Below are 19,951 nucleotides of genomic sequence, written 5' to 3'. Positions count from 1 at the left end.
AGCACGCCGTCCCGGACGGACGAACGGAGGACGTGACCGACATGACCGGCACCGAGAACAGGCCGCCCCTGGGCCGACGGTCCCTGCTGGCCCGTGCCGCCGGAGTGGGCGCCGCCGCCGCACTCCCCGTCGCCGCCGCGCCGGCGCAGGCCTCGGCGGCCCCGGCCGCCCCCGCCAGGGCCGGGGCGAAGCGTCGGTACCCGGCGAACTGGCCCGACCCCGAGCCCTACGGCCGGGCCGACATCCGGCAGGACCTGTGGCCCCGGGAGGACAACTCCTTCGTCCTCCCGCTGGAGCTGCGCCCGCGTGACAAGGAGCGCGGCGTGGTGTGGATGCGGGACACCTACGTCAACTGCTTCGTCGTGGACGGCCGTCCGCTCTACGTCGCCACCGGCACCACCCGAGTGCCCGGACTCGAAGCGGCCGGCCCCTGGAACGACGGCATCTTCGTCTGGGTGGCGCGTTCCCTCAAGGGCCCCTGGAAACTGGCCGACACGACCGGCATCCGGCCCGGGGCGGAGAAGGGCAAGGTCTGGTCGCCCGAGTTCACCGACGAGAACCGGCCCGGACGCACCGTCGTCGCCCCGTGGCAGGAGTACTGGCACGACGAGCAGTTCGGCAAGCGCGGCCAGGCCTGGGCCCCGGAGCTGCACCGCTTCCGCGGGAAGTGGTACATCGTCGCGTGCATGGGCGACCACTCCCGGAAGGTCGGCTCGTTCATGCTGGTGAGCGAGGGCGGCGTCGAGGGCCCGTACCGGCTCGTCGAGGGGAACCTGGAGAAGCCCTTCGGGGAGTCGTTCATCGGCGGACCGAGCTTCATCGAGCCCGGCGCCTACCACCACATCGACGGCAGCCTCTACAGCGAGGGCCGCGACGCCTGGCTGGTGCTGCACAACAACCTCTACGCGAAGTTCCGCGACGACATGGAGGACATCGTCACGCCGGTGGACCTCCCGCTGTTCCGCCAGACCCCCTACACGCCCGAGCCGTACCTCGAAGGCGCGTACGTCTTCAAGCACGGGGGAAAGTACTTCCTCCTCCACGCCGCCTGGGACCGGACGTCGATCGACGCCGACGGCACCGCACGCCAGGGCTACGACCCGGCCGGCACCGGCCGGGTGCAGTACCAGTACGACGCGGTCGCCGCCGTCTCCGACCACTTCGAGGGGCCGTACTCCGAGCGCTGGACCGTCGGCGTCGGCGCCGGGCACAACAACTTCTTCGAGGACGCCGACGGCGACCTCTGGGCGACGTTCTTCCGCAACCCGAACTTCGGCCACTGGTCCAACCCGTCCCGCCTCCCCGACGCGGCCGTGCCCGGCGTCGTACGGGTGGAGTGGACAGGACCGAAGGGCAACCGCCTGTACGTCCAGCGCCGGGACCGTGACTGACGGGCCCTACGGCTGAGGCAGCGGATCCATCGTCGGTGGCACCGGGCGCGACGTGAACGACTGGTCGCCGCTCGGGGTCACCGGCACCGGGACCTGCGGGACATCGCCCCCCGACGGCATGGGCGGACCCGAGGGGCTGGCCGTCGAGGCTCCGGCCGCCTCCCGTGCCAGGCCGTCGAAGTCGACGAAGCCCGTGCGCTCCAGCATCGTGATGTGGTCCAGCACCGTCTGGTTGGCGTCGGAGGCCAGCTGCCGGATCAGCGAGTTACGGGTGGTGTGCCGGACCTGCGCGATCAGCGCGAACACCTTGCCGTGCGCGGCGCGCAGGAGGTTGGCGAACTTCTGCTCGTACTCCTGGCCACTGGCCGCGGTGAGCTCCCTGAGCCAGCCCTGCTGCTGCTCGTTCGGCTGGTTCGGGAGCTCCACGCCGAGCTTGGCCGCCACGTCGCGGGCCCGCCGGTCCAGATCCGTGTGACCGACCACCAGATGATCGCCCGCGAGCTTCACCCCCTCGCTGGGCGCCCGCTCGATGGCCTGCTGCCCGGCGGGCAGTTCCCACAGCCCCGCCAGACGCACCTTGACCAGGAAGTCCCGGTCGGTCGCGGAGAGCGGGCCCCACTGGGTGGCCACGCTGGACGCGTTCAGATTGGCCTCGCCGGTCCCGGAGCGGTCGGCGTACGACCACACGGGGAAGGCGAGCGCGCCGAGTGTGGCGACCAGCGCGGCGATGATGAGGGCCGTTCCGTTGATGCGTCGCAGCAAGATGTCTCCCGGGCAGGTGCGTGACAACGTCGAATCAACCGCCAACTGACTCGTCGCTCAACCTACTTGGCGGTAATGCCGGTGCGGCAGTACCGGGAGGTACGTATATCGGCGCAGGAATGTTCAGCCGGCCGGACTTCCGGCCCCGCGACCGTTCAGCGGCGCAGGGCCGGGTGGTCGGCGACGACCGTGCAGGACCCCGGGGCGACCTCGGTGAAGCCGGCGTCCCGCACCACCGGCAGTCCGCTCGCGGTCAGTTCGCGCCAGCGGGCGGCGTCCGGGGTGGCGACGGAGAGCGGGAACCCCGCCTCCCGCCACGCCTTGCGCTCCGTCTCCGACAGCTCCCACCAGGCGAGCTGCGCGCCGTGCCCGGCCTGCGCCATCGCCTTGCCCGCCGACATGGCGACGTCCGGATTCATCCACAGCACCGGGCCGGACGGATCCGGCGCGGGCGGGGCCTCCGGGTCGTCCAGGTCGGTCCCCGACACCTGGAGCTTGGCCAGCTCCTTCGGCCAGCCGTCCAGGGGCACCGGCGGGAAGACCCGCACCTCCGCGTGCTCACCCGTGACCGTGATCCCCGGCAGCGCGGAAGCCTTGCGCCACTCCGCACCGCGCGCCCGCCGCACCACCTTGCGGATCCGGGCGTCCTGCCAGTCGCGCATGACCTGCGCCCACTCGCCCTCCGCCCCGCCCTCGTCCTCACCGAGCGAGCGCGGGTCCGAGAGGATCGTGAGCACCGCGCGGGCCGCGGTCACCAGGGCGTCGTTGCGCGCCGGCGGGTCGGTCTTCTCCAGGTGCACCACCAGCGGCAGCACGAACTGCGGGGCCTCGTCGCGGGCCGTCGGTTCCGTACGGAAGGGACTGCCGGCCGGGGCCTCCGGGGAGACGGGAAGGGGCTCGGGAATGCTCTCGGTGCTCACACCCACCAGTCTGCCAGGCCGCCGCGACCACCCGTTCTTGGCGGAACGAAGGGCTCCGGGCGAGGATGCACGCCATGAAGAGCGATCTCTTTTCCAGCGAGCACATGGCCCAGCAGGCCACCGCCCCCGGCATGACCCTGCAGAACGCCAAATCCATCAAGTACGCCGTCAACGGTGAGATGCACGCACGCCAGGGATCGATGATCGCCTTCCGCGGCGATCTCCGGTTCGAGCGCAAGGGCCAGGGCATAGGCGGCATGCTCAAGCGCGCCGTGACCGGCGAGGGGCTGGCCCTCATGGCGGTCACCGGCCGGGGCGAGGCGTGGTTCGCCCACGAGGCGGCGAACTGCTTCATCGTCGAGATGGAGCAGGGCGACGTCCTGACCATCAACGGCCGCAACGTCCTCTGTTTCGACGCGACCCTCTCCTACGAGATCAAGACCGTGAAGGGCGCCGGGATGACCGGTGGCGGCCTTTTCAACAGCGTCTTCAGCGGATACGGGAAGCTCGGCCTGATCTGCGACGGCCACCCCATCGTGATCCCCGTGACCCCGCAGCAGCCCGTGTACGTCGACACGGACGCGGTCGTCGGCTGGAGCGCCCAGCTCTCCACCTCGCTGCACCGCTCGCAGAGCTTCGGCTCGATGGTGCGCGGCGGATCGGGCGAGGCGGTCCAGCTGAAGCTGGAGGGCGAGGGGTTCGTGATCGTACGGCCGAGTGAGCTCAAGCCGGAGAAGCCGTCGGCCCATTGATGCTGAGAGGAGTGGGCCGCCGGTACGGCCTGCGCGGCCCCTGGGTGCTGCGCGGGCTCGACCTGGACCTGCCCGCGCACACCCTGGTCCGGATCGAGGGAGCCAACGGAGTCGGCAAGTCGACACTCCTGCGGCTGCTCGCCGGCATCGACGCGCCGACCGAGGGGCGCATCACGGGCCGGCCGCGCACGGCGTACGTCCCCGAACGCTTCCCCGCCGCGCTGCCGTTCACCGCGGCCGGCTACCTCACCCACCTGGGGCGCGTCCACGGGCTCCCGGCAGCCGAGGCCGCCGCACGCGGCCAGGAGTGGCTGGCGCGCTTCGGGGCCGCCGGATACGCCCGTACACCCCTCGCCGAGCTCTCCAAGGGCACCAGCCAGAAGGTCGCCCTCGCCCAGGCGCTCCTCGCCGGGCCGGACCTCCTCGTCCTGGACGAGGCCTGGACCGGGCTGGACACCGAGGCCCGCGGAGCACTGGACCGGGCCGTCGCGGAGCGGGCCGCCGACGGCGCCACGGTGGTGTTCGTCGACCACGACCCGGGACGGCTCGCCGGCACGGTGGGCCTCGCGTACCGGCTGGAGGACCGCACCCTCACCCCGGTGCCGGCCTCGCCCGGTGACGACGGGCCGCGCGTGCGGATCGAGGCGACGGGCCGGCCGTCCGCCGCCCTCCCGCCGGAACTGCCGGGGGCCCCGGCGGTGGAACGGGACGCCGGGAATCCGGCCGCGATCCGGCTCACGACCTCCGCGGCGTACTCGGACCCCCTGCTCCACGCCCTGCTCACGGCTCGCCCGCCGTGGCACATCACCGGGCTCTCGCAGCTCCCCGCCCCGGTCCCGGCCTCCGCCCCCGCCGCCGCCTCGGCCGTGGCAGCCGTGGACATGACGCCCCGGCCCGCTGCTCCCGGCGCCGGACCCACGGGCACCACGGACGCCGCACCGGAGACGGTCTCCCTCCCGGTCCGCCCGGCCCGCCCGGCTCTCGCGGTCCGGCCGCCGGGCCGCCGCACGGCCGCCGCGGCGCGCTACCAGGCGGCGCTGCTGGCACGCTCCCAGCGCTGGCTCGCGCCCCTCCTCCTGTACGCCGCCTTCCTCGGCATCGGCGTACGGGCGGGGCAGCCCCTGCTGGACTCGCTCGGTTACGCCGCCGCCGCGCTGCTCCCCGTGGCCGCCTGGCTCGTACGGCTCTGCGTCACCCAGGAGCCGCCCGCCGCCCGGGCGGTCACCGCCGCGGCCGTCGGCCCGTCGCGCGCCCACTGCGCCTCGCTGCTCACCGGCCTCGGGTACGCGCTCGCCCTGGGCGGCGCGGGGACGGGGGCCGTTCTGCTGATGAGCGCACCGGTCAGCACCGATCACACCGTGGCCGTCCCGCTCCTGCCCGCCGCGCTCGCCGGACTCCTCGCGGCGGCGTGCTCCGCCCTCCTGGGCGGCGTGGTCGGGGCGCTCTGTGCCCGGCCGGTCCTGCGCCGCCACGGCTGGTCGCTCGCCGCGACCGTATCGGCCGCGCTGCTCGCCCTGGTGACCGACGGGTCGCCCGCGAAGGCCGCGGTGACGGACCTGGTCACCGGCTCGCTCACCGGCACCGTGCGGCTGCCGCTCCTGCCGGCCGCGGGGGCCGCCGTCGTCGCCGTCGCGGTGGCAGCCCTCACGGCCCGCCTCGCGGCCCTGCGCGAGTGAGTACGCTCGTACGCATGGACGAACGCATGGATGATGCGTACTGCGGGACGCCCGCGCCGGACCCCGCGCCCGTGGACGCGGGCCCGCCGTACGCCGAGTGCGTGCTCTGCCGGAAGCCCACCGAGTACCCGGAGTCGACGAAGGGCGCCACCCTCTGCCCGGTCTGCGCCTGGCAGGAGGCGGGGCGTACCGCCTGTTCGGGCTGACGCGCGGGCGCGCCGGACTCAGCCGCGCATCAGCTCGGAGACCTTGACGAAGCGGTAGCCGCGCTCACGCAGCTCCGGGACGATCCGGCGTACGGCGTCCTCGGTGACGGGCGCCGCGCTGCGGGTGCAGTGCATGACCACCAGCGACCCCGGCTTCACCCCGTCCAGCACCTGCTCGGCCACGGCGTCCGCGTCCGTGGCGAAGGCGTCACCGCTGACCACGTCCCACTGGACCGCGGTCACCCCGGTCGGGGCCAGGGCCTTCAGCGCGACATCGTCGTAGCAGCCGCCGGGGAAACGGAAGTACGGCACGACATTGCGCGCCCCCGTCCTCCGGATCGCGGTGAAGGCCCGCTCCACATCGCGCCGCATGTCCGGCTTCCCGACGGTCGGCAGCCCGTAGCAGGGGGACGAGAAGGCGTAGTGGCTGAACGAGTGGTTGGCGATCTCGAACAGGGGGTCGGTGCCGATCGAGCGGGCCTGGACCGGGTACTCCTGGGCCCATCGGCCGGTCATGAAGACCGTCGAGGGGACCTTCAGCCGGCGGAGCGAGGCGATCAGCGCCGGGTTGTCGAAGTGCTCGCCGTCCGCGGCACGGGGCCCCTGATCCGCCGTCATGTCCGCGTCGAAGGTGAGCGCCACGACCTTCTCGCCCCCGGATGCTCCCGGCGTTCCCGAGGCCGCGCTTCCGCCTCGCGTCCCGGCGCCCGGCCCCGAGGTGCCGTCCGCCCGTCGCTCGAAGACCGGGGTGAGACCGCCGGGGCCCGGAGCCAGCACGGGCGGCCCGCTCTCGGGTGCCCGCGACGGGGAGGCGGAACCCGTCGCGGGCCCGGACGCCGCCGGTGCCGCCGCGTCCGGAGAGGCCGTCGGAAGCGCGGCGGTCCTGGAGCGGGTGTCCTCCGGGGAACCGCAGCCGGCCAGCACTCCACCCAGAACAGTCAGCACGATCATCGTACGAACGGATTTGATCACTGGGGGACGTTAGCCGGTGGTGCACCGGATCCTGTGCACGGCGCTCCGGCCGCCCGTCCGGCGGGCGGCCGGATCACCCGTCTGCTGGTGCCTCGGTCAGTGCCAGGGGCCCGTCACCGCGAAGGTCGTCCCCGGCGTGTAGCAGTTCACGAACATCGTCCCGCCGTCCGGCGAGAACGTGACACCCGCGAACTCGCCCCACTCCGGGTCCTCGGCGGTCCCGATGTTCTGCCGGCCGCGTGCCATCGCGTAGACCTCGCCGCGCCGTGTCACCCCGAGCACGTGCTGCGCGCCGCCGCCGTCCTCGCAGACCATCAGCCCGCCGCCCGCGGCGAGACAGATGTTGTCCGGGGACTCGCCCGGCAGCTGGACGTCGGTGTCCGGGCCGAAGACGATCACCAGGGTGAGCCGGCGCCGCTTCGGCTCGTACCGCCAGACCTGGCCGAAGTGGTCGGCGGCCGAGCCCTCCGAGCTGTGCGCGAAGCTCGAGACGAAGTACACCGACGAACCGCCCCAGTAACAGCCCTCCAGCTTCTGGGCGTGCGTGATGCCCTTCGGTCCGAAGTCCTGCAACCGGATCGGCGTCTCGGCGGCCTGCGGATCCGGTACGGGGACCCACTCGATCCGGTCGAAGCTCGCCCCCGTCTCCTGGATCACGGACAGGTCGGGCACGCCCGGCACCCGCATGGCCTCCAGCGCGCCGCCGGCCCGCAGGGAGCCCGTACCGCCGAGCGGCTTCTCGGGGAGGAAGCGGTAGAAGAGCCCGAACGGCTTCTCGAAGGCGTCCTCCGTCTCGTAGACGATGCCGTTCCGCGGGTCGACCGCGATGGCCTCGTGCTGGAAGCGGCCCATCGCGGTCAGCGGGACGGCCCCGGTGCGGCGCGGATCGGCACCGTCCACCTCGAAGATGAAGCCGTGGTCCTTCGTGTAGCCGTTGGTGCCGGCCCGGTCCTCGGTCTCCTCGCAGGTCAGCCAGGTGTTCCAAGGGGTGGGGCCGCCCGCGCAGTTGACGGCCGTGCCCGCGATGGCGACCCGCTCGCCGTGCACGGTGCCACGGCCGTCGAGTTCGAGAGCCGTACAGCCGCCCTTGCCCATCGGGTCGTAGGTGAGGCCCTCGATCGTGGGAACCGCGATCTTCGCGCTCTCGCGGTTCTCGTGGTTGCGCACGAGGTGGACCCGCCCGTGACGGCCGGCGAAGGCCGCCATGCCGTCGTGGTTGCTGGGGACCCGGCCCTCGCCGGAGCGGAGCTGGTCGCCCTCCCGGGAGAGCACCCGATAGCGGAAACCTTTCGGCAGGTCGAGCAGGCCGTCGGGGTCCGGCAGGAGGGGGCCGTAGCCCCCGTGGCCCCTGGCTTCGGCGGTGCCGGAGAAGAGTTCGGTGAAGGCCCCGGTGAAGGCGACCGAGGCGGCGGTCGCGGCGCTGCCGGCCAGGACCTGTCGTCGTGTGGCGAGGTGACGCGGTGCGGATGACATGAGGCAACTCCCTGTTGGCGGACAGGTGAAGTGACGTGCTCGGTCAGGCCTGCCCCGTGGGACACCCTCCTGAACCCTGTCATGCCCATGTATAACGCGGGGGCCGGCGGACCGCCCCGGACGCACCCGTCGAGGGCCTCTCTCCCGCCCGTCGGCGGGGGAGAGGCCCTCGGTTGCCGTCCTCAGTGGTCACCGGCCGTGCGGCGGCCGGACCCCGTCACCCGCAGGCGCCGGTGATCCACTGGTGCGAGCGCAGCGCGCGGCCCTGCGTGAAGTTGCCGCCCTTGCCCTGCGGGGTGCAGCCGACGCGGTTGGAGTAGCTGGCGCCCGAGTAGTAGGCGACGCCGGACTTGCTGCTGGTGCCGGCGTTCCACACGGACCTGGCCAGGGTGCCGTTCTTGGCCCAGGAGCACTGGAGGCTTCCCGCGTACCAGTCGGGGTCGGCGTCGAGCCAGGTGCACTTCGAGCCGGTGTAGTTGGCCCCGGACCAGAAACAGACGTGTCCGGAGGCGCAGGAGGCGGCCGCGGCGGCCGACTGCGCCGCGGTGGGCTGGGCCACGGCCGAGGCCGCGCCGGCCTGGCCGGGGAGGGCGACGACCGCCGCGCAGGCGGCGGCCATTCCGAGTGCGGCCTTGATCTTCTGGAGTCGGTTCATGGCAGTGCTGCTCCTTCACGAGACCTGTGCGTTCCGGTGAGCGCGGAAGTCAGGGCCCCGGGGCCGCGCCCTTGCGTCAGTGAGTATTCCTGCCGAAGGGGGCCCAACTGAGGTGCCGCAGAAGGCAATTGCTGCCACCCGAGTGCAGGATGCTGCCAGCCGGAGTGCAGGGGGGCCCGCCGGATCCCGGGCAGCGCGGCGGCGGCCGGGCGGACGCGGACACACGTGTCCCCCGGGAGGCGCGGCCTCCCGGGGGACGGTGGTGCGGGTGCTCAGGCCAGCGACGCGGTGAGCGTGATGGTGGTGCCCGAGAGCGCCTGGCTGACCGGGCAGTTCGCCTTGGCGTCCTCGGCGGCCTTCACGAAGCCCGCCTCGTCGAGACCCGGGACCGAGCCCTCCACCGTGAGGTGGATACCGGTGATGCCGGTGCCGGGCTGGAAGGTGACCTCGGCCTGGGTGTTCAGCCGGGTGGGCGGGGTGCCCGCGGTGGCCAGCCCGTTGGACAGGGCCATCGAGAAGCAGCTGGAGTGCGCGGCCGCGATGAGCTCCTCCGGGCTGGTCTTGCCGTTCGCCTTCTCCGCGCGGGACGGCCAGGAGACCGGGTAGGCCCCGATCCCCGAGGAGTCGAGGGTGACAACGCCGTTGCCCTCGAGCAGGTTGCCTTCCCAGACCGTGTGCGCCTGACGCGTGGTAGCCATGCTGATCCCTTCAAACGGTGTGCGCGGTTCTACGGGGTGGCCGGGCGCTCCGTCGTGCCCGGCCGGTGTCACGCCCCCGAACCTACTGCGCCACCAGTCCCTTTGCGTCACGCGCCAGCGCGGTCAGCCGCGAGATCGCCCGGAAGTACTTCTTCCGGTACCCGCCGTTCAGCATCTCGTCGCTGAACAGCCGGTCGAAGGGGAGACCGGAGGCGAGCACCGGGACCTCACGGTCGTACAGCCGGTCGGCGAGCACCACCAGGCGCAGCGCCGTCGACTGGTCGGGCACCGGCTGCACATCGGTGAGACAGACCGCCGCGATCCCGTCCGTCAGCGCGCCGTACCTGCTCGGGTGCACCCGGGCGAGATGGTCGAGCAGGGCCGGGAAGTCGTCGAGCGAGGCGCCGGCGGTGGCGTACGCGGCCCTGGTGACCTGGTCGTCGGAGTACGGCGGCGGGGCCTCGGGCAGCCCCCGGTGGCGGTAGTCCTCGCCGTCGATCCGCAGCGGCCGGAAGTGCGCGGACAGCCCCTGGATCTCGCGGAGGAAGTCGGCCGCCGCGAAACGGCCCTCGCCGAGCTTGCCGGGCAGGGTGTTCGAGGTGGCGGCCAGCGCGACGCCCGCGTCGACGAGCCTGCTGAGCAGCGAGGACACCAGGACGGTGTCGCCCGGGTCGTCCAGCTCGAATTCGTCGATGCAGAGCAGCCGGTGCCCGCTCAGGGTCTGCACGGTCTGCTGGAAGCCCAGCGCGCCGACCAGGTTCGTCAGCTCCACGAAGGTGCCGAAGGCCTTGAGCGAGGGTGCGGCGGGGGTCGCGTGCCAGAGCGAGGCCAGCAGGTGCGTCTTGCCGACGCCGTACCCGCCGTCGAGATAGACACCGCGCGGCCCGGCGGGGGCCGCCGCCTGCTTCTTGCCGAACCACCCGCCCGTCGCCCGCCGCCACCCCGCGGAGGCGCTTCCGGCCTTGCCCGACCCCGTCGCATGCGCCCCGCCGAGCCCCGCGGCGAACGAGCTGAGGACCTCGACCGCCTCGGTCTGGCTCGGCTGGTTCGGGTCGGGTACGTACGTATCGAAGCGCACCGAGTCGAAGCGCGGCGGCGGCACCATCTCACCGACCAGACGGTCGGCGGGGACGCGCGGTTCGAGGGCGCACAGGGACTGCGGGGCCGTTTCGGCTATGGGGCTCTGCCCCGGCACGGCTGTGGAGGACGACACAACTCTCCACCTTAAGGCCTCGCCCGCGACGGGGGAGCGGGCTCCCTCCCGGGCTCCTGGGCAGGTGCCCTGTCCGGGCTCCCGGGCTGGCTCCCTCGCCGGGCTTCCGGGCTGGCTCCCTCGCCGGGCTCCCGGGCGGGCTCCGTCGCGGGCACCTCACCGGCTCGCTCATGGCTCCGCCGCCGGTGAGGCCCCGGGCGCCGTGCCAGACTGCTGGGCATGCGACGCCTGCTCCCCGTGACGGACCTGACCACCCCAGCCGCTTCCGCCGCCGACCGTGAGTGGACGCTCGACGAGCTGGCCGACGCCTACGCGTATCCCGAGGGACGGCGTCCCTGGCTCCGGGCCAACATGGTCTCCACCCTGGACGGTGCCGCCCAGCACGACGGCCGTTCCCAGGGCATCTCGTGCCCCACCGACATGCGGATCTTCGGCACTCTGCGCGGCCTGGCCGACGCGGTCGTCGTCGGCGCCGAGACGGTGCGCCTGGAGGGCTACCGGCCCGCGAAGGCCCGCGAGGCCTTCGCCGCCCGGCGCGAGGCCGCGGGACAGGCGCCCACCCCCGCCATCGCGGTCGTCAGCGCGAGCCTGGACCTCGACTTCTCGCTCCCGCTCTTCACCTCGCCGCTGGTCCCGACCTTCGTGATCACCGGCGCGACGGCCCCCTCGGACCGGGTCCACGCGGCCCGGGAGGCGGGGGCCGAGGTGCTGTTCGCCGGGGACGGGGCCTCCGTCGATCCCGCGCGTGCCGTCGAGGAGCTGGCCGGGCGGGGCCTCGGCCGGCTCCTCACCGAGGGCGGGCCGCGGCTGCTCGGCCAGTTCATGGCGGCCGGGGTGCTCGAAGAGCTCTGCCTGACCGTCTCCCCGCTGCTCACCGCCGGGGACGCGCAGCGCATCGCGGGCGGCCCCGCCCTCTCCGTGCCGGAACGTTTCTCCCTCCTCTCGCTCCTGGAGGAGGCAGGATTCCTCTTCACTCGGTACGGGAAGATCTGACACTTAGCGGAATTACCCGTTCCGGTTAGCTCCGGGTGGGCACACTTAGTCCTGCTACCCCTGCAATTGCGGGGAAGGATGGTTTCAGCAACAGCGGCCGTCCGTGCGGCCGACGAGATGAAGCGGAAGGGCGCCTGTCGTGTTCACAAGCGTTTTGATGATCGAGAAGCCCCTCACCCCCGAGGACGTGGAATTCGTCACGACCCTCCACGGTGAGGAGCAGATCTCGTTCGTCGTGCTGATGCAGCCCCGCAGTGACCAGGCCGACGTGCTGCTGCGCGCGATCGACGACGTGGCGATCGGCGAGCTCAGGGAAGCCGTGCGCGAAGGGGACCAGCCGGAGGGCAAGGAGGCCAGGGAGCCCGCCGAGATGGCGCTGGAGTACTCGCTCCGGGAGCTGCGCGAGGCCGGCTCGGAGGCCGTCGGACAGGTGGTCGAGGACCACCCCCTGGACAAGCTGAAGACCGTGGTCGACGACTCCGGCGCCGACGAGGTCATCGTGCTGACGGCACCGCACTACGTCGAGGAGTTCTTCCACCGCGACTGGGCCTCCCGGGCCCGGCACAAGGTCGGCGTACCGGTGCTCAAGCTCTTCGCGCACAGCGAATAGGCTGGGGGCGGACCCAGACCCACCTCACAGCTCGGGAGAGACACGTATGGCACCCGGTATTCCTGCCGCCCTGGAACGGCCGCACTTCATCGGCATCGGCGGCGCCGGAATGTCGGGCATCGCGAAGATCCTCGCCCAGCGCGGCGCGAAGGTGGCGGGCAGCGACGCCAAGGAGTCCGCCACCGCCGAGGCCCTGCGCGCGCTGGGTGCGACCGTCCACATCGGGCACGCCGCCGGACACCTGGCCGACGACGCGACCTCGGTGGTCGTCTCCAGCGCCATCCGCGCCGACAACCCCGAGCTGGTCCGCGCCGCCGAGCTGGACATCCCCGTCGTCCACCGCTCCGACGCGCTCGCCTCGCTGATGGACGGTCTGCGCGCCATCGCGGTCGCCGGCACCCACGGCAAGACGACCACCACGTCGATGCTCGCCGTCGCCCTCTCCGAGCTGTCCCTCGACCCCTCGTACGCCATCGGCGGCGACCTGGAAGGCCCCGGCACCAACGCCACGCACGGCAGCGGCGACATCTTCGTCGCCGAGGCCGACGAGAGCGACCGGAGCTTCCAGAAGTACGCCCCCGAGGTCGCGATCGTCCTCAACGTCGAGCTGGACCACCACGCGAACTACGCGTCGATGGACGAGATCTACGAGTCCTTCGAGACCTTCGTCGGCAAGGTCGTCCCGGGCGGCACCCTGGTCATCGCCGCCGACCAGCCCGGCGCCGTCGAGCTGACCCGGCGGGTCCGCGCGCTCTCCTCCCTCACCGTCGTCACCTACGGCGAGTCCGAGGGCGCGGACGTACGCGTGCACAAGGTCACCCCGCGCGGTCTGACCAGCGAGGTCACGGTCGTCCTCAACGGCAAGTACCTCACCTTCACGGTCTCCGTGCCCGGCCGCCACTACGCGCACAATGCGGTCGCCGCGCTCGCCGCCGGCGTCGCCCTCGGCATCCCCGCGCACAACCTGGCCTCCGCGATCGGCAAGTACACCGGGGTCAAGCGCCGCCTCCAGCTCAAGGGCGAGGCGGCCGGCGTGCAGGTCATCGACTCGTACGCCCACCACCCCACCGAGATGACCGCCGACCTGGAAGCCATGCGGGGCGCGGCGACCGACGCCCGTCTCCTGGTGGTCTTCCAGCCCCACCTCTTCTCCCGCACCCAGGAGCTCGGCACGGAGATGGGCCAGGCCCTCGCCCTCGCCGACGCCTCGCTGGTCCTGGACATCTACCCGGCCCGCGAGGACCCGGTCCCGGGTGTCACGAGCGCACTGATCATCGACGCGGCGAAGGCCGCGGGCGCCGACGTCACGGCCGTCCACGACAAGGCGGCCGTCCCCGCCGCCGTCGCGGGAATGGCGAAGCCGGGCGATCTGGTTCTCACCATGGGAGCGGGCGATGTCACCGACCTCGGCCCGCAGATCCTGGACCACCTGTCGAGCTGAGGAGCCACCGTGTCGTACGACGTCGAGAAGCCGGACGAGCAATGGCGGGCGGAGCTGACCCCCGCCGAGTACGCGGTGCTGCGCAAGGCCGGCACCGAGCCCGCGTTCGTGGGTGAGTACACCGACACCAAGACGGCGGGCGTCTACTCCTGCCGTGCCTGCGGTGCGGAGCTGTTCCGCTCCGACACCAAGTTCGAGTCGCACTGCGGCTGGCCGTCCTTCTACGACCCGAAGGACAGCGACGCCGTCGAGCTGCTCCAGGACAACACCATGGGCATGACCCGCACCGAGGTGCGCTGCGCCCGCTGCGGGTCCCACCTGGGGCACGTCTTCGAGGGCGAGGGTTACCAGACGCCCACGGACCAGCGGTACTGCATCAACTCGATCTCGCTGACGCTGGCGCCGGACGAGAGCTGAGCCGTCGCACCTGCGGTGCCCCCGGCCCTCGGGCCGGGGGCACCGGTGCGTTCACGTCTTCACGAGCTCGACCGCCTCCCGCTGCACCGGGATCTCCCGCTGAAGCCGCTCGCCCTCGATGTCGAGGTCCGGCAGAATCCGGTCGACGGGGCGGGGCAGCCACCACGCCGCGCGTCCCAGCAGGTGCATGACCGCCGGTACGAGGGTCATGCGCACCACGAAGGCGTCGACGAGCACCCCGATCGCCAGGGCGAACCCGATGGACTTGATGATCGGGTCGGGCATGAACACGAATCCGCCGAAGACGGCCGTCATGATCACCGCCGCGGCCGTCACCACGCGTCCGTTGTGGCCGACACCGCTGATGACCGACTCGCGGGCGTCGGCGCCGTGGACGAAGTCCTCCCGCATGCGCGAGACCAGGAAGACCTCGTAGTCCATGGCCAGCCCGAAGAGGATGCCGATCAGGAGGATGGGCAGGAAGCTGACCAGCGGCCCGGGCGTGTCGAGGCCGACCAGCTCCGCCAGATGCCCTTTCTGGAAGATCGTGACGGTGATCCCGAAGGTGGCGCCGATGGTCAGCAGGAAGCCCAGCGCCGCCTTGAGGGGCACCAGGACCGACCGGAAGACGAGCATCAGCAGCAGGACGGACAGCCCGACCACGAGCAGGAGATAGACCGGCAGCGCGGCGGCGAGTTTCTCGGAGACGTCGATGCCGACCGCGGTGGCGCCGGTCAGCGAGACGGTGGCGCCCCCGACGTCCGCCACCCGGTCACGGATCTCGTTGACGGTGTCCTCGGTCGCGGCGGCGGTCGGGCCGGTCTCGGGGATCACGGCCAGCAGGGCGGTGGTGCCCTTCTCGTTCATCTGCGGGGCGGCGACGGCCAGCACCCCGTCGGTGTCGGTGATCAGCGCGGCGGTCTCCTTGGCGGCCGCCCCGGTCGCCCGAGCGGTGTCGCCCGACACCACGGCGACCAGCCGGCCGTTGAAGCCCTCGCCGAACCCTTCGGTCGTCAGGTCGTACGCCTCACGGTTCGGCGAACCGACCGCCTCGGTGCTCGCGTCGGGCAGCGCCAGGCGCATGTCCTGCACGGGCAGGGCGAGGGCGCCGAGCCCGACCACCCCGAGGACGAGGACGGGCACCCGCAGCCGTGCCACGATCCGGCCCCAGCGGAAGCCGAAGCCGGCCTCCGCCTCGGCGGGGGCGGAAGCGGGTGTCCGGTCCCGGGTCCGCTGCTTACGGGGCAGTACGCGGGCGCCCGCGAAGCCGAGGACGGCCGGCAGCAGGGTGAGGGACACCAGCACCGCGAGAGCGACCGTGGCCGCGGCGGCCAGGCCCATGACCGTCAGGAAGGGCACCCCGGCGACTGCGAGCCCCGCGAGCGCGATGACGACGGTGGCACCCGCGAACACGACGGCCGACCCGGCGGTTCCGGCCGCCCGGCCCGCCGCTTCCTCCCCGTCCATGCCCTCCAGGAGGTAGTGGCGGTAGCGGGAGGTGATGAACAGGGCGTAGTCGATGCCGACCGCCAGGCCCAGCATGAGCGCCAGGATGGGCGCGGTGCTGGTCAGCTCCACGGTGCTGCTGAGGGCGAACAGCCCCGCCATGCCGGCCGCCACGCCGACCAGCGCGTTCAGCAGGGTCATGCCCGCGGCCACCAGCGAGCCGAAGGTGAGGACCAGGACGAGGGCGGCGACGGCCACACCGATGATCTCGGTCGAACCGATCTCCGGTACGCCCCGCATGATCTCGCCGCCTCGACCCGCAGGCCGGAGACGGACGCACCCGCCTCGCCGAACGCCTCCCGCTGTGCGTCGGTGATGCCGTCGGCACCGGACGCGAACTGCACCTGGATCAGGGCGTGGCGGCCGTCCTGCGAGACGGCCTTGGACACGAAGGGATCGACGGCCGCGAGCACCCCGGGAACATCCGCGGCCTCCTCGGTCACGGGAGCCACGGCCGCGGGCGTGAGCTTCCCGCCCTCGGGTGCGACGACGACGATGGTCCCCGTCGCGCCGCCCGCCTGCGGGAACTCCCTGGCGAGCGAGTCCAGGGCCTTCTGGGACTCGGTGCCGGGGATCGAGAACTTGCTGGTGGTGGGCCCGCTGAAGGCCGCAGCACCCCCACCGAGCAGGGCGAGCAGCAGGAGCCAGAGGGCGAGGACACGCCCTCGGCGCCGGAAGGACAGCCGGCCGAGCCGGTACAGCAGTATGGCCATGCGAAGGAGGCGTCTTTCTCTTCGGTCGGGACGGCTTCGGTCAGCTCAGGCCGGTCGGATGCCCGAGGGTTCTCAGGGCTCCCCGGACCAACTCGTCACGCATCGTGGCGGGTTCGGCATCCACATCGGCCGCGACCGTGACAGCCACGCCACCGATCACCATCTGCGCCGCCACGCGCGCACGGGGCTCGTCCCTGCGGCCGGCCAGTGCGGCCGCGAGCTGGTCGACGGCCCGGGGGATGACGGCCAGCACGGGATGGCCGAGCATGTCGGGCAGCTCGGCGAAGATGATCTTCACTTCGAGGTGGAAGCGCATGGCGAGGCCGACGTAGCCCGTGACGGCGGCTTCGACGGCCTGACCGCCGGTCAGCGCGGCCAGCTCCTCGCCCATGGCGGAGAGCGCCTCGGCCGGCGGGGTCAGCAGCTCGGTGAGGATCGCGTCCTTGCCGGCGAAGTGGTACAGCAGGGACGCCTTGGAGCACCGGGCCTCGACCGCGATGTCGTGCAGCGAGGTTCCCTTGAAGCCGTGCTCGGCGAAGAGACGCAGTGCGGAGTCGAGAATCTGACGACGCATCGCGGAAGGCGGACGTGGCATGGGGCCACCGTAGCTGACCGATCGGTCAGAGCTGACCGATCGGTCAGGCAATGCGGGTGACGCACGCCACATCCGGCCCTGTGGGACTGCTACTCCGGCCGGCCCCGGCCGACGAGCTCCCCGTCGCGCGCCACGACGGCTCCGCCGTGCACGACCATGTCCCGTCGGGGCATGTCCACGACGACCTGGGGCAGGCACTCGCCCCGTACCAGGACGAAGTCGGCGGGGGCCCCGGGCCGGAGATCCGCGTGCGCGAGGCCCATGACGTCCGCGCCCCCGTGGGTCGCGACGCGGTAGCAGTCCGCCAGCTCCTCGTCCAGGCGCACGTCCGTGACCCATCCGAGCAGATGGGCGCGGTGCAGCATGTCGGCGTTGCCGAAGGGGCTCCAGGAGTCGCGTACGCCGTCGGAACCGAGCCCGACCCGGACACCGTGCTCGCGCAGCCGTGCGATCGGCAGGACCAGGGAGTCGGACGGCGCGACCGTGGTGAGCGCGATGTCCAGATCCCCCAGTTCGGCGGCGAGGGCGCCCAGTTCGCCGTCCGTCAGACCGGGCAGGCAGAAGACGTGGCTCACGGTGACCTTGCCGGTGAGGGACAGCGCGCGCGTCCGGTCGATGATGCCGCGCAGCGCCTCGGTCCCCTTCGCACCCCGGTCGTGCAGATGGATGTCCACGCCGATGCCGTGGCGGTCGGCGATACCGAAGACGAGGTCGAGCTGCTCGTCCAGGGCCTGGTCGAAACCGCCGGGGTCGATGCCGCCGATCATGTCGACGGCGCCGGTGCGCGCCGCTTCCTCCAGCAGCTCCGCCGTGCCCGGGGTGCGGATGACGCCGTGCTGCGGGAAGGCCACGATCTGGACGTCCAGGGCGTGGCGGAGCCGCTCACGGGCGTCCGCCAGACCCTCGACCCCGGCCAGGCCGTAGGCCGGGGCCACGTCGGCATGGGCGCGCATCGCCCGCGTGCCGCGCGTGACGGCGTGGGCCATCAAGCCGTACGCGCGTTCCGCGACGGGCCTGCGCTGACTGTGGAACAGGTCCACGTCCTGGGCGACGTAGTCCGCGATACCGCTCGCGGGCCGGCGCGACACCCAGGAACCGCCCCAGGTCGTCTTGTCGGGGTGGATGTGCGCGTCCACGAGCGACGGCAGTGCGATCCGGCCGCCACCGTCGACGACCTTCGCGCCGCGCGGCGCCGGGCCCGGTGTGACACGGCCGTCGACGACCACGAGGTCCGTGGCCCTCGCGGCCCCGTGCAGGCGTACGTCGCGGAAGACGACGGCCCTGCCGGCCGCCGGTCCGGCACCGGACGCGGCCCCTTCGGCCGGGGCGGCGTCGGCCCGGGCGGCCGGGGCTACCGCGGCCGCGGTCGTGGTGGCCCCGGCCGTGGTGCCGGCGAGTGCGGCGGCACCGGCCAGCACCGTGCGACGGGAGAAGGTGCCGAGGGCGGGCGATGACGGCTGCATGGGGACTCCTGCTGCGGATCGGCGAGGCGAGACGAGGCGAGGCGAGGCGAGGGAAGCGGGGGAGGGGCGGCCGGGGCCGGGCGGGTCAGAGCGCGACGCCCGCCCGGACCACCCGCACCGGCCGCGTGAGGACGGAGACGTCGGCCAGCGGATCGCCGTCCACGAGGATCGCGTCGCCCGCGAAACCACGCGCGAGGCGGCCCACCGTGCGCTCCAGCCCCAGGAGACGGGCCGCGCCCGTCGTGGCGGTGCGGATCGCGTCGAGGGCGGGGAGTCCCGCCGCGCGCATCAGCTCCACCTCGCTGCCGATGGGCCGTACCGTGCCGCCGGACGAGTCCGTTCCGGCGGCGAGCGGCACCCCGCGTTCGTGCGCGGCGAGGACCGCCCGCTCCAGGACGGGGAGATAGGTGCGCCCCCGCTCGGCGAGGACCGGGTCCGTGGACTGCGCCAGGCCCGCGATGGCGGTGAGGGTCGGCGTGAAGTACGTACCCCTGCGGAGCATTTCGTCCAGGGTGCGCTCCCCGACGAACGCGCCGTGCTCCAGGGAGCGGATGCCGGCGGTGACGGCGTCGTGGCAGCCCTGCTCGCTGTAGCTGTGGCAGAGGACGCCCTTGCCCCGTCGCCGTGCGGCGGCGACGAGCTCCGAGAGCTGCTCGTGCGAGTACACCTGGGTGAGCGGGTCCTGCTCGGGCAGCCCGGCGCGCTCGTTGACGCGCGTCTTGATCACGTCGGCACCACGGGCGACGTTCACCTCCACCACGCGGCGCAGCGCCTCGGCCGAGCGGACGCCGTCCTTGAGCCGGGCGAGCGGGGTGAGGTCGGGGTCCGCGAGCACGGTCTCGCCGAGGTCCGGGGTGACGAAGACGCCCGCCGCCGTCAGCCGGGGTGCGAGGCCGGGGCTGTGCCGGGCCAGTTCGCGGACGGCGATGTCCTGGTAGAACGACGTGGACCCGCTGCGTGCGCTGGTCGCCCCCTGGCGGACCGCGTCACGGGCCTCGGCGGCCGTGCTCAGGTGGATGTGCGCGTCGACCAGGCCCGGCAGGACCCAGCGGCCGTGCGCGTCCAGGACGTCCGCGCCGCCCGGTACGGCGACGCTGCCGCGCGGTCCGGCCGCGCGCACCGTTCCGTCGCGGATGACGACGACGGCGTTCTCGGTGACCTCGCCGGTCGCCGGGTCGAGGAGCGTGCCGCCCCGGATGACGAGACCGCCGCCTCGCGCCGCGCCGCCGGAGGCGCTCCGGTCCGCGGGGGCGGCCACCGCGGGAGCCGCCGCGGCCACGGTCCCGGCGAGGGCGGCGGCACCGGCGAGAACTCCGCGGCGGGTCAGCCTGGCTGAGGGCGGGGGGAGGGCTTCGACGCACATGAGAGCTCCTTGGGGGGGAGTGGGCCGATGGCTAGGGAGTTTGTATACCAAGCGTCGAGCCACAGGCAAGGATCATGTCATCGAACGGCAAAGATGCGGGGGTTTGAGGTGATGGATCCGCGAGGTGGAGTC

General features: G+C 72.9%; 18 protein-coding genes and 1 pseudogene. 8 read left to right on the top strand and 11 right to left on the bottom strand.

What is annotated here, in order from left to right; genetic code table 11:
• The first annotated feature begins 41 nt into the window (after window positions 1-41).
• Window positions 42-1,391 carry a family 43 glycosylhydrolase gene (locus tag JKV81_RS32470; protein WP_202079201.1) on the top strand — a complete coding sequence of 450 codons (1,350 nt, stop codon included), beginning with the start codon at window positions 42-44 and terminating at the stop codon, window positions 1,389-1,391.
• 6 nt (window positions 1,392-1,397) lie between these two features.
• Here the strand turns inward: JKV81_RS32470 and JKV81_RS32465 are convergent, their stop codons facing one another.
• Both JKV81_RS32465 and JKV81_RS32460 read right to left on the bottom strand, forming a co-directional pair.
• Window positions 1,398-2,150 carry a DUF4142 domain-containing protein gene (locus JKV81_RS32465; protein WP_202079243.1) on the bottom strand — a complete coding sequence of 251 codons (753 nt, stop codon included), beginning with the start codon at window positions 2,148-2,150 and terminating at the stop codon, window positions 1,398-1,400.
• 158 nt (window positions 2,151-2,308) lie between these two features.
• The gene (locus JKV81_RS32460; RefSeq protein ID WP_202079199.1) at window positions 2,309-3,073 is read right to left on the bottom strand and encodes a peptidyl-tRNA hydrolase; all 765 of its coding nucleotides are present in this window, start codon (window positions 3,071-3,073) and stop codon (window positions 2,309-2,311) included.
• Window positions 3,074-3,147: 74 nt separating this feature from the next.
• Here JKV81_RS32460 and JKV81_RS32455 point away from each other — a divergent pair, with 74 nt between their 5' ends.
• Genes JKV81_RS32455 through JKV81_RS32445 form a run of 3 tightly spaced genes read left to right on the top strand, consistent with a single transcriptional unit; the run spans window position 3,148 to window position 5,707 of the window.
• Window positions 3,148-3,825: an AIM24 family protein gene (locus tag JKV81_RS32455; RefSeq protein ID WP_129266144.1), complete on the top strand. Its 678-nt coding sequence runs from the start codon at window positions 3,148-3,150 to the stop codon at window positions 3,823-3,825.
• An 11-nt stretch (window positions 3,826-3,836) separates the two neighbouring features.
• Window positions 3,837-5,501 carry an ATP-binding cassette domain-containing protein gene (locus tag JKV81_RS36735; RefSeq protein ID WP_307820648.1) on the top strand — a complete coding sequence of 555 codons (1,665 nt, stop codon included), beginning with the start codon at window positions 3,837-3,839 and terminating at the stop codon, window positions 5,499-5,501.
• A 26-nt stretch (window positions 5,502-5,527) separates the two neighbouring features.
• Window positions 5,528-5,707: a hypothetical protein gene (locus JKV81_RS32445; protein ID WP_099175372.1), complete on the top strand. Its 180-nt coding sequence runs from the start codon at window positions 5,528-5,530 to the stop codon at window positions 5,705-5,707.
• 18 nt (window positions 5,708-5,725) lie between these two features.
• Here the strand turns inward: JKV81_RS32445 and JKV81_RS32440 are convergent, their stop codons facing one another.
• The 5 genes from JKV81_RS32440 to zapE form a co-directional block, all read right to left on the bottom strand.
• Window positions 5,726-6,658, bottom strand: coding sequence for a polysaccharide deacetylase family protein (locus tag JKV81_RS32440; protein WP_129267168.1), 933 nt, complete (start codon window positions 6,656-6,658; stop codon window positions 5,726-5,728).
• Between the two features lie 117 nt (window positions 6,659-6,775).
• Window positions 6,776-8,152: an alkaline phosphatase PhoX gene (locus tag JKV81_RS32435; protein ID WP_124275375.1), complete on the bottom strand. Its 1,377-nt coding sequence runs from the start codon at window positions 8,150-8,152 to the stop codon at window positions 6,776-6,778.
• A gap of 217 nt (window positions 8,153-8,369) precedes the next feature.
• Window positions 8,370-8,807: a peptidase inhibitor family I36 protein gene (locus JKV81_RS32430; protein WP_236058334.1), complete on the bottom strand. Its 438-nt coding sequence runs from the start codon at window positions 8,805-8,807 to the stop codon at window positions 8,370-8,372.
• A gap of 272 nt (window positions 8,808-9,079) precedes the next feature.
• Entirely contained in the window at window positions 9,080-9,505 is a 426-nt protein-coding gene (locus JKV81_RS32425; RefSeq protein WP_099174907.1) for an OsmC family protein, read from the bottom strand.
• An 82-nt stretch (window positions 9,506-9,587) separates the two neighbouring features.
• Complete coding sequence (gene zapE / locus JKV81_RS32420) at window positions 9,588-10,718, bottom strand: cell division protein ZapE (protein WP_129266146.1); 1,131 nt, start codon at window positions 10,716-10,718, stop codon at window positions 9,588-9,590.
• A 219-nt stretch (window positions 10,719-10,937) separates the two neighbouring features.
• On the opposite strand from zapE, the gene JKV81_RS32415 reads away from it, so the two are divergent.
• The 4 genes from JKV81_RS32415 to msrB all read left to right on the top strand — a co-directional run bounded on the left by JKV81_RS32415 (window position 10,938) and on the right by msrB (window position 14,179).
• A complete protein-coding gene (locus JKV81_RS32415; RefSeq protein ID WP_202079195.1) occupies window positions 10,938-11,711 on the top strand; it encodes a pyrimidine reductase family protein in 774 nt (257 codons plus the stop codon).
• A gap of 157 nt (window positions 11,712-11,868) precedes the next feature.
• The gene (locus JKV81_RS32410; RefSeq protein WP_187281859.1) at window positions 11,869-12,321 is read left to right on the top strand and encodes an indole-3-glycerol phosphate synthase; all 453 of its coding nucleotides are present in this window, start codon (window positions 11,869-11,871) and stop codon (window positions 12,319-12,321) included.
• Between the two features lie 46 nt (window positions 12,322-12,367).
• Complete coding sequence (gene murC / locus JKV81_RS32405; protein ID WP_124275378.1) at window positions 12,368-13,762, top strand: UDP-N-acetylmuramate--L-alanine ligase; 1,395 nt, start codon at window positions 12,368-12,370, stop codon at window positions 13,760-13,762.
• 9 nt (window positions 13,763-13,771) lie between these two features.
• A complete protein-coding gene (gene msrB, locus JKV81_RS32400) occupies window positions 13,772-14,179 on the top strand; it encodes a peptide-methionine (R)-S-oxide reductase MsrB (protein ID WP_099174912.1) in 408 nt (135 codons plus the stop codon).
• 51 nt (window positions 14,180-14,230) lie between these two features.
• Here msrB and JKV81_RS32395 read toward each other — a convergent pair.
• From JKV81_RS32395 to JKV81_RS32380, 4 genes and pseudogenes are all read right to left on the bottom strand, one after another.
• A pseudogene (locus JKV81_RS32395) lies at window positions 14,231-16,398 on the bottom strand (MMPL family transporter).
• A gap of 40 nt (window positions 16,399-16,438) precedes the next feature.
• Entirely contained in the window at window positions 16,439-16,993 is a 555-nt protein-coding gene (locus tag JKV81_RS32390) for a TetR/AcrR family transcriptional regulator (protein ID WP_129266149.1), read from the bottom strand.
• Between the two features lie 89 nt (window positions 16,994-17,082).
• Window positions 17,083-18,456, bottom strand: coding sequence for an amidohydrolase family protein (locus JKV81_RS32385; protein WP_202079193.1), 1,374 nt, complete (start codon window positions 18,454-18,456; stop codon window positions 17,083-17,085).
• Window positions 18,457-18,541: 85 nt separating this feature from the next.
• Window positions 18,542-19,819, bottom strand: coding sequence for an amidohydrolase family protein (locus JKV81_RS32380; protein ID WP_202079191.1), 1,278 nt, complete (start codon window positions 19,817-19,819; stop codon window positions 18,542-18,544).
• Window positions 19,820-19,951 lie beyond the last annotated feature (132 nt).

The sequence above is a fragment of the Streptomyces silvae genome, assembly GCF_016745505.1.
Taxonomy (GTDB): domain Bacteria; phylum Actinomycetota; class Actinomycetes; order Streptomycetales; family Streptomycetaceae; genus Streptomyces; species Streptomyces silvae.
The sequence above is the reverse complement of the archived record's forward strand: the minus strand, read 5'-3'. Positions and strand labels throughout refer to the sequence as shown.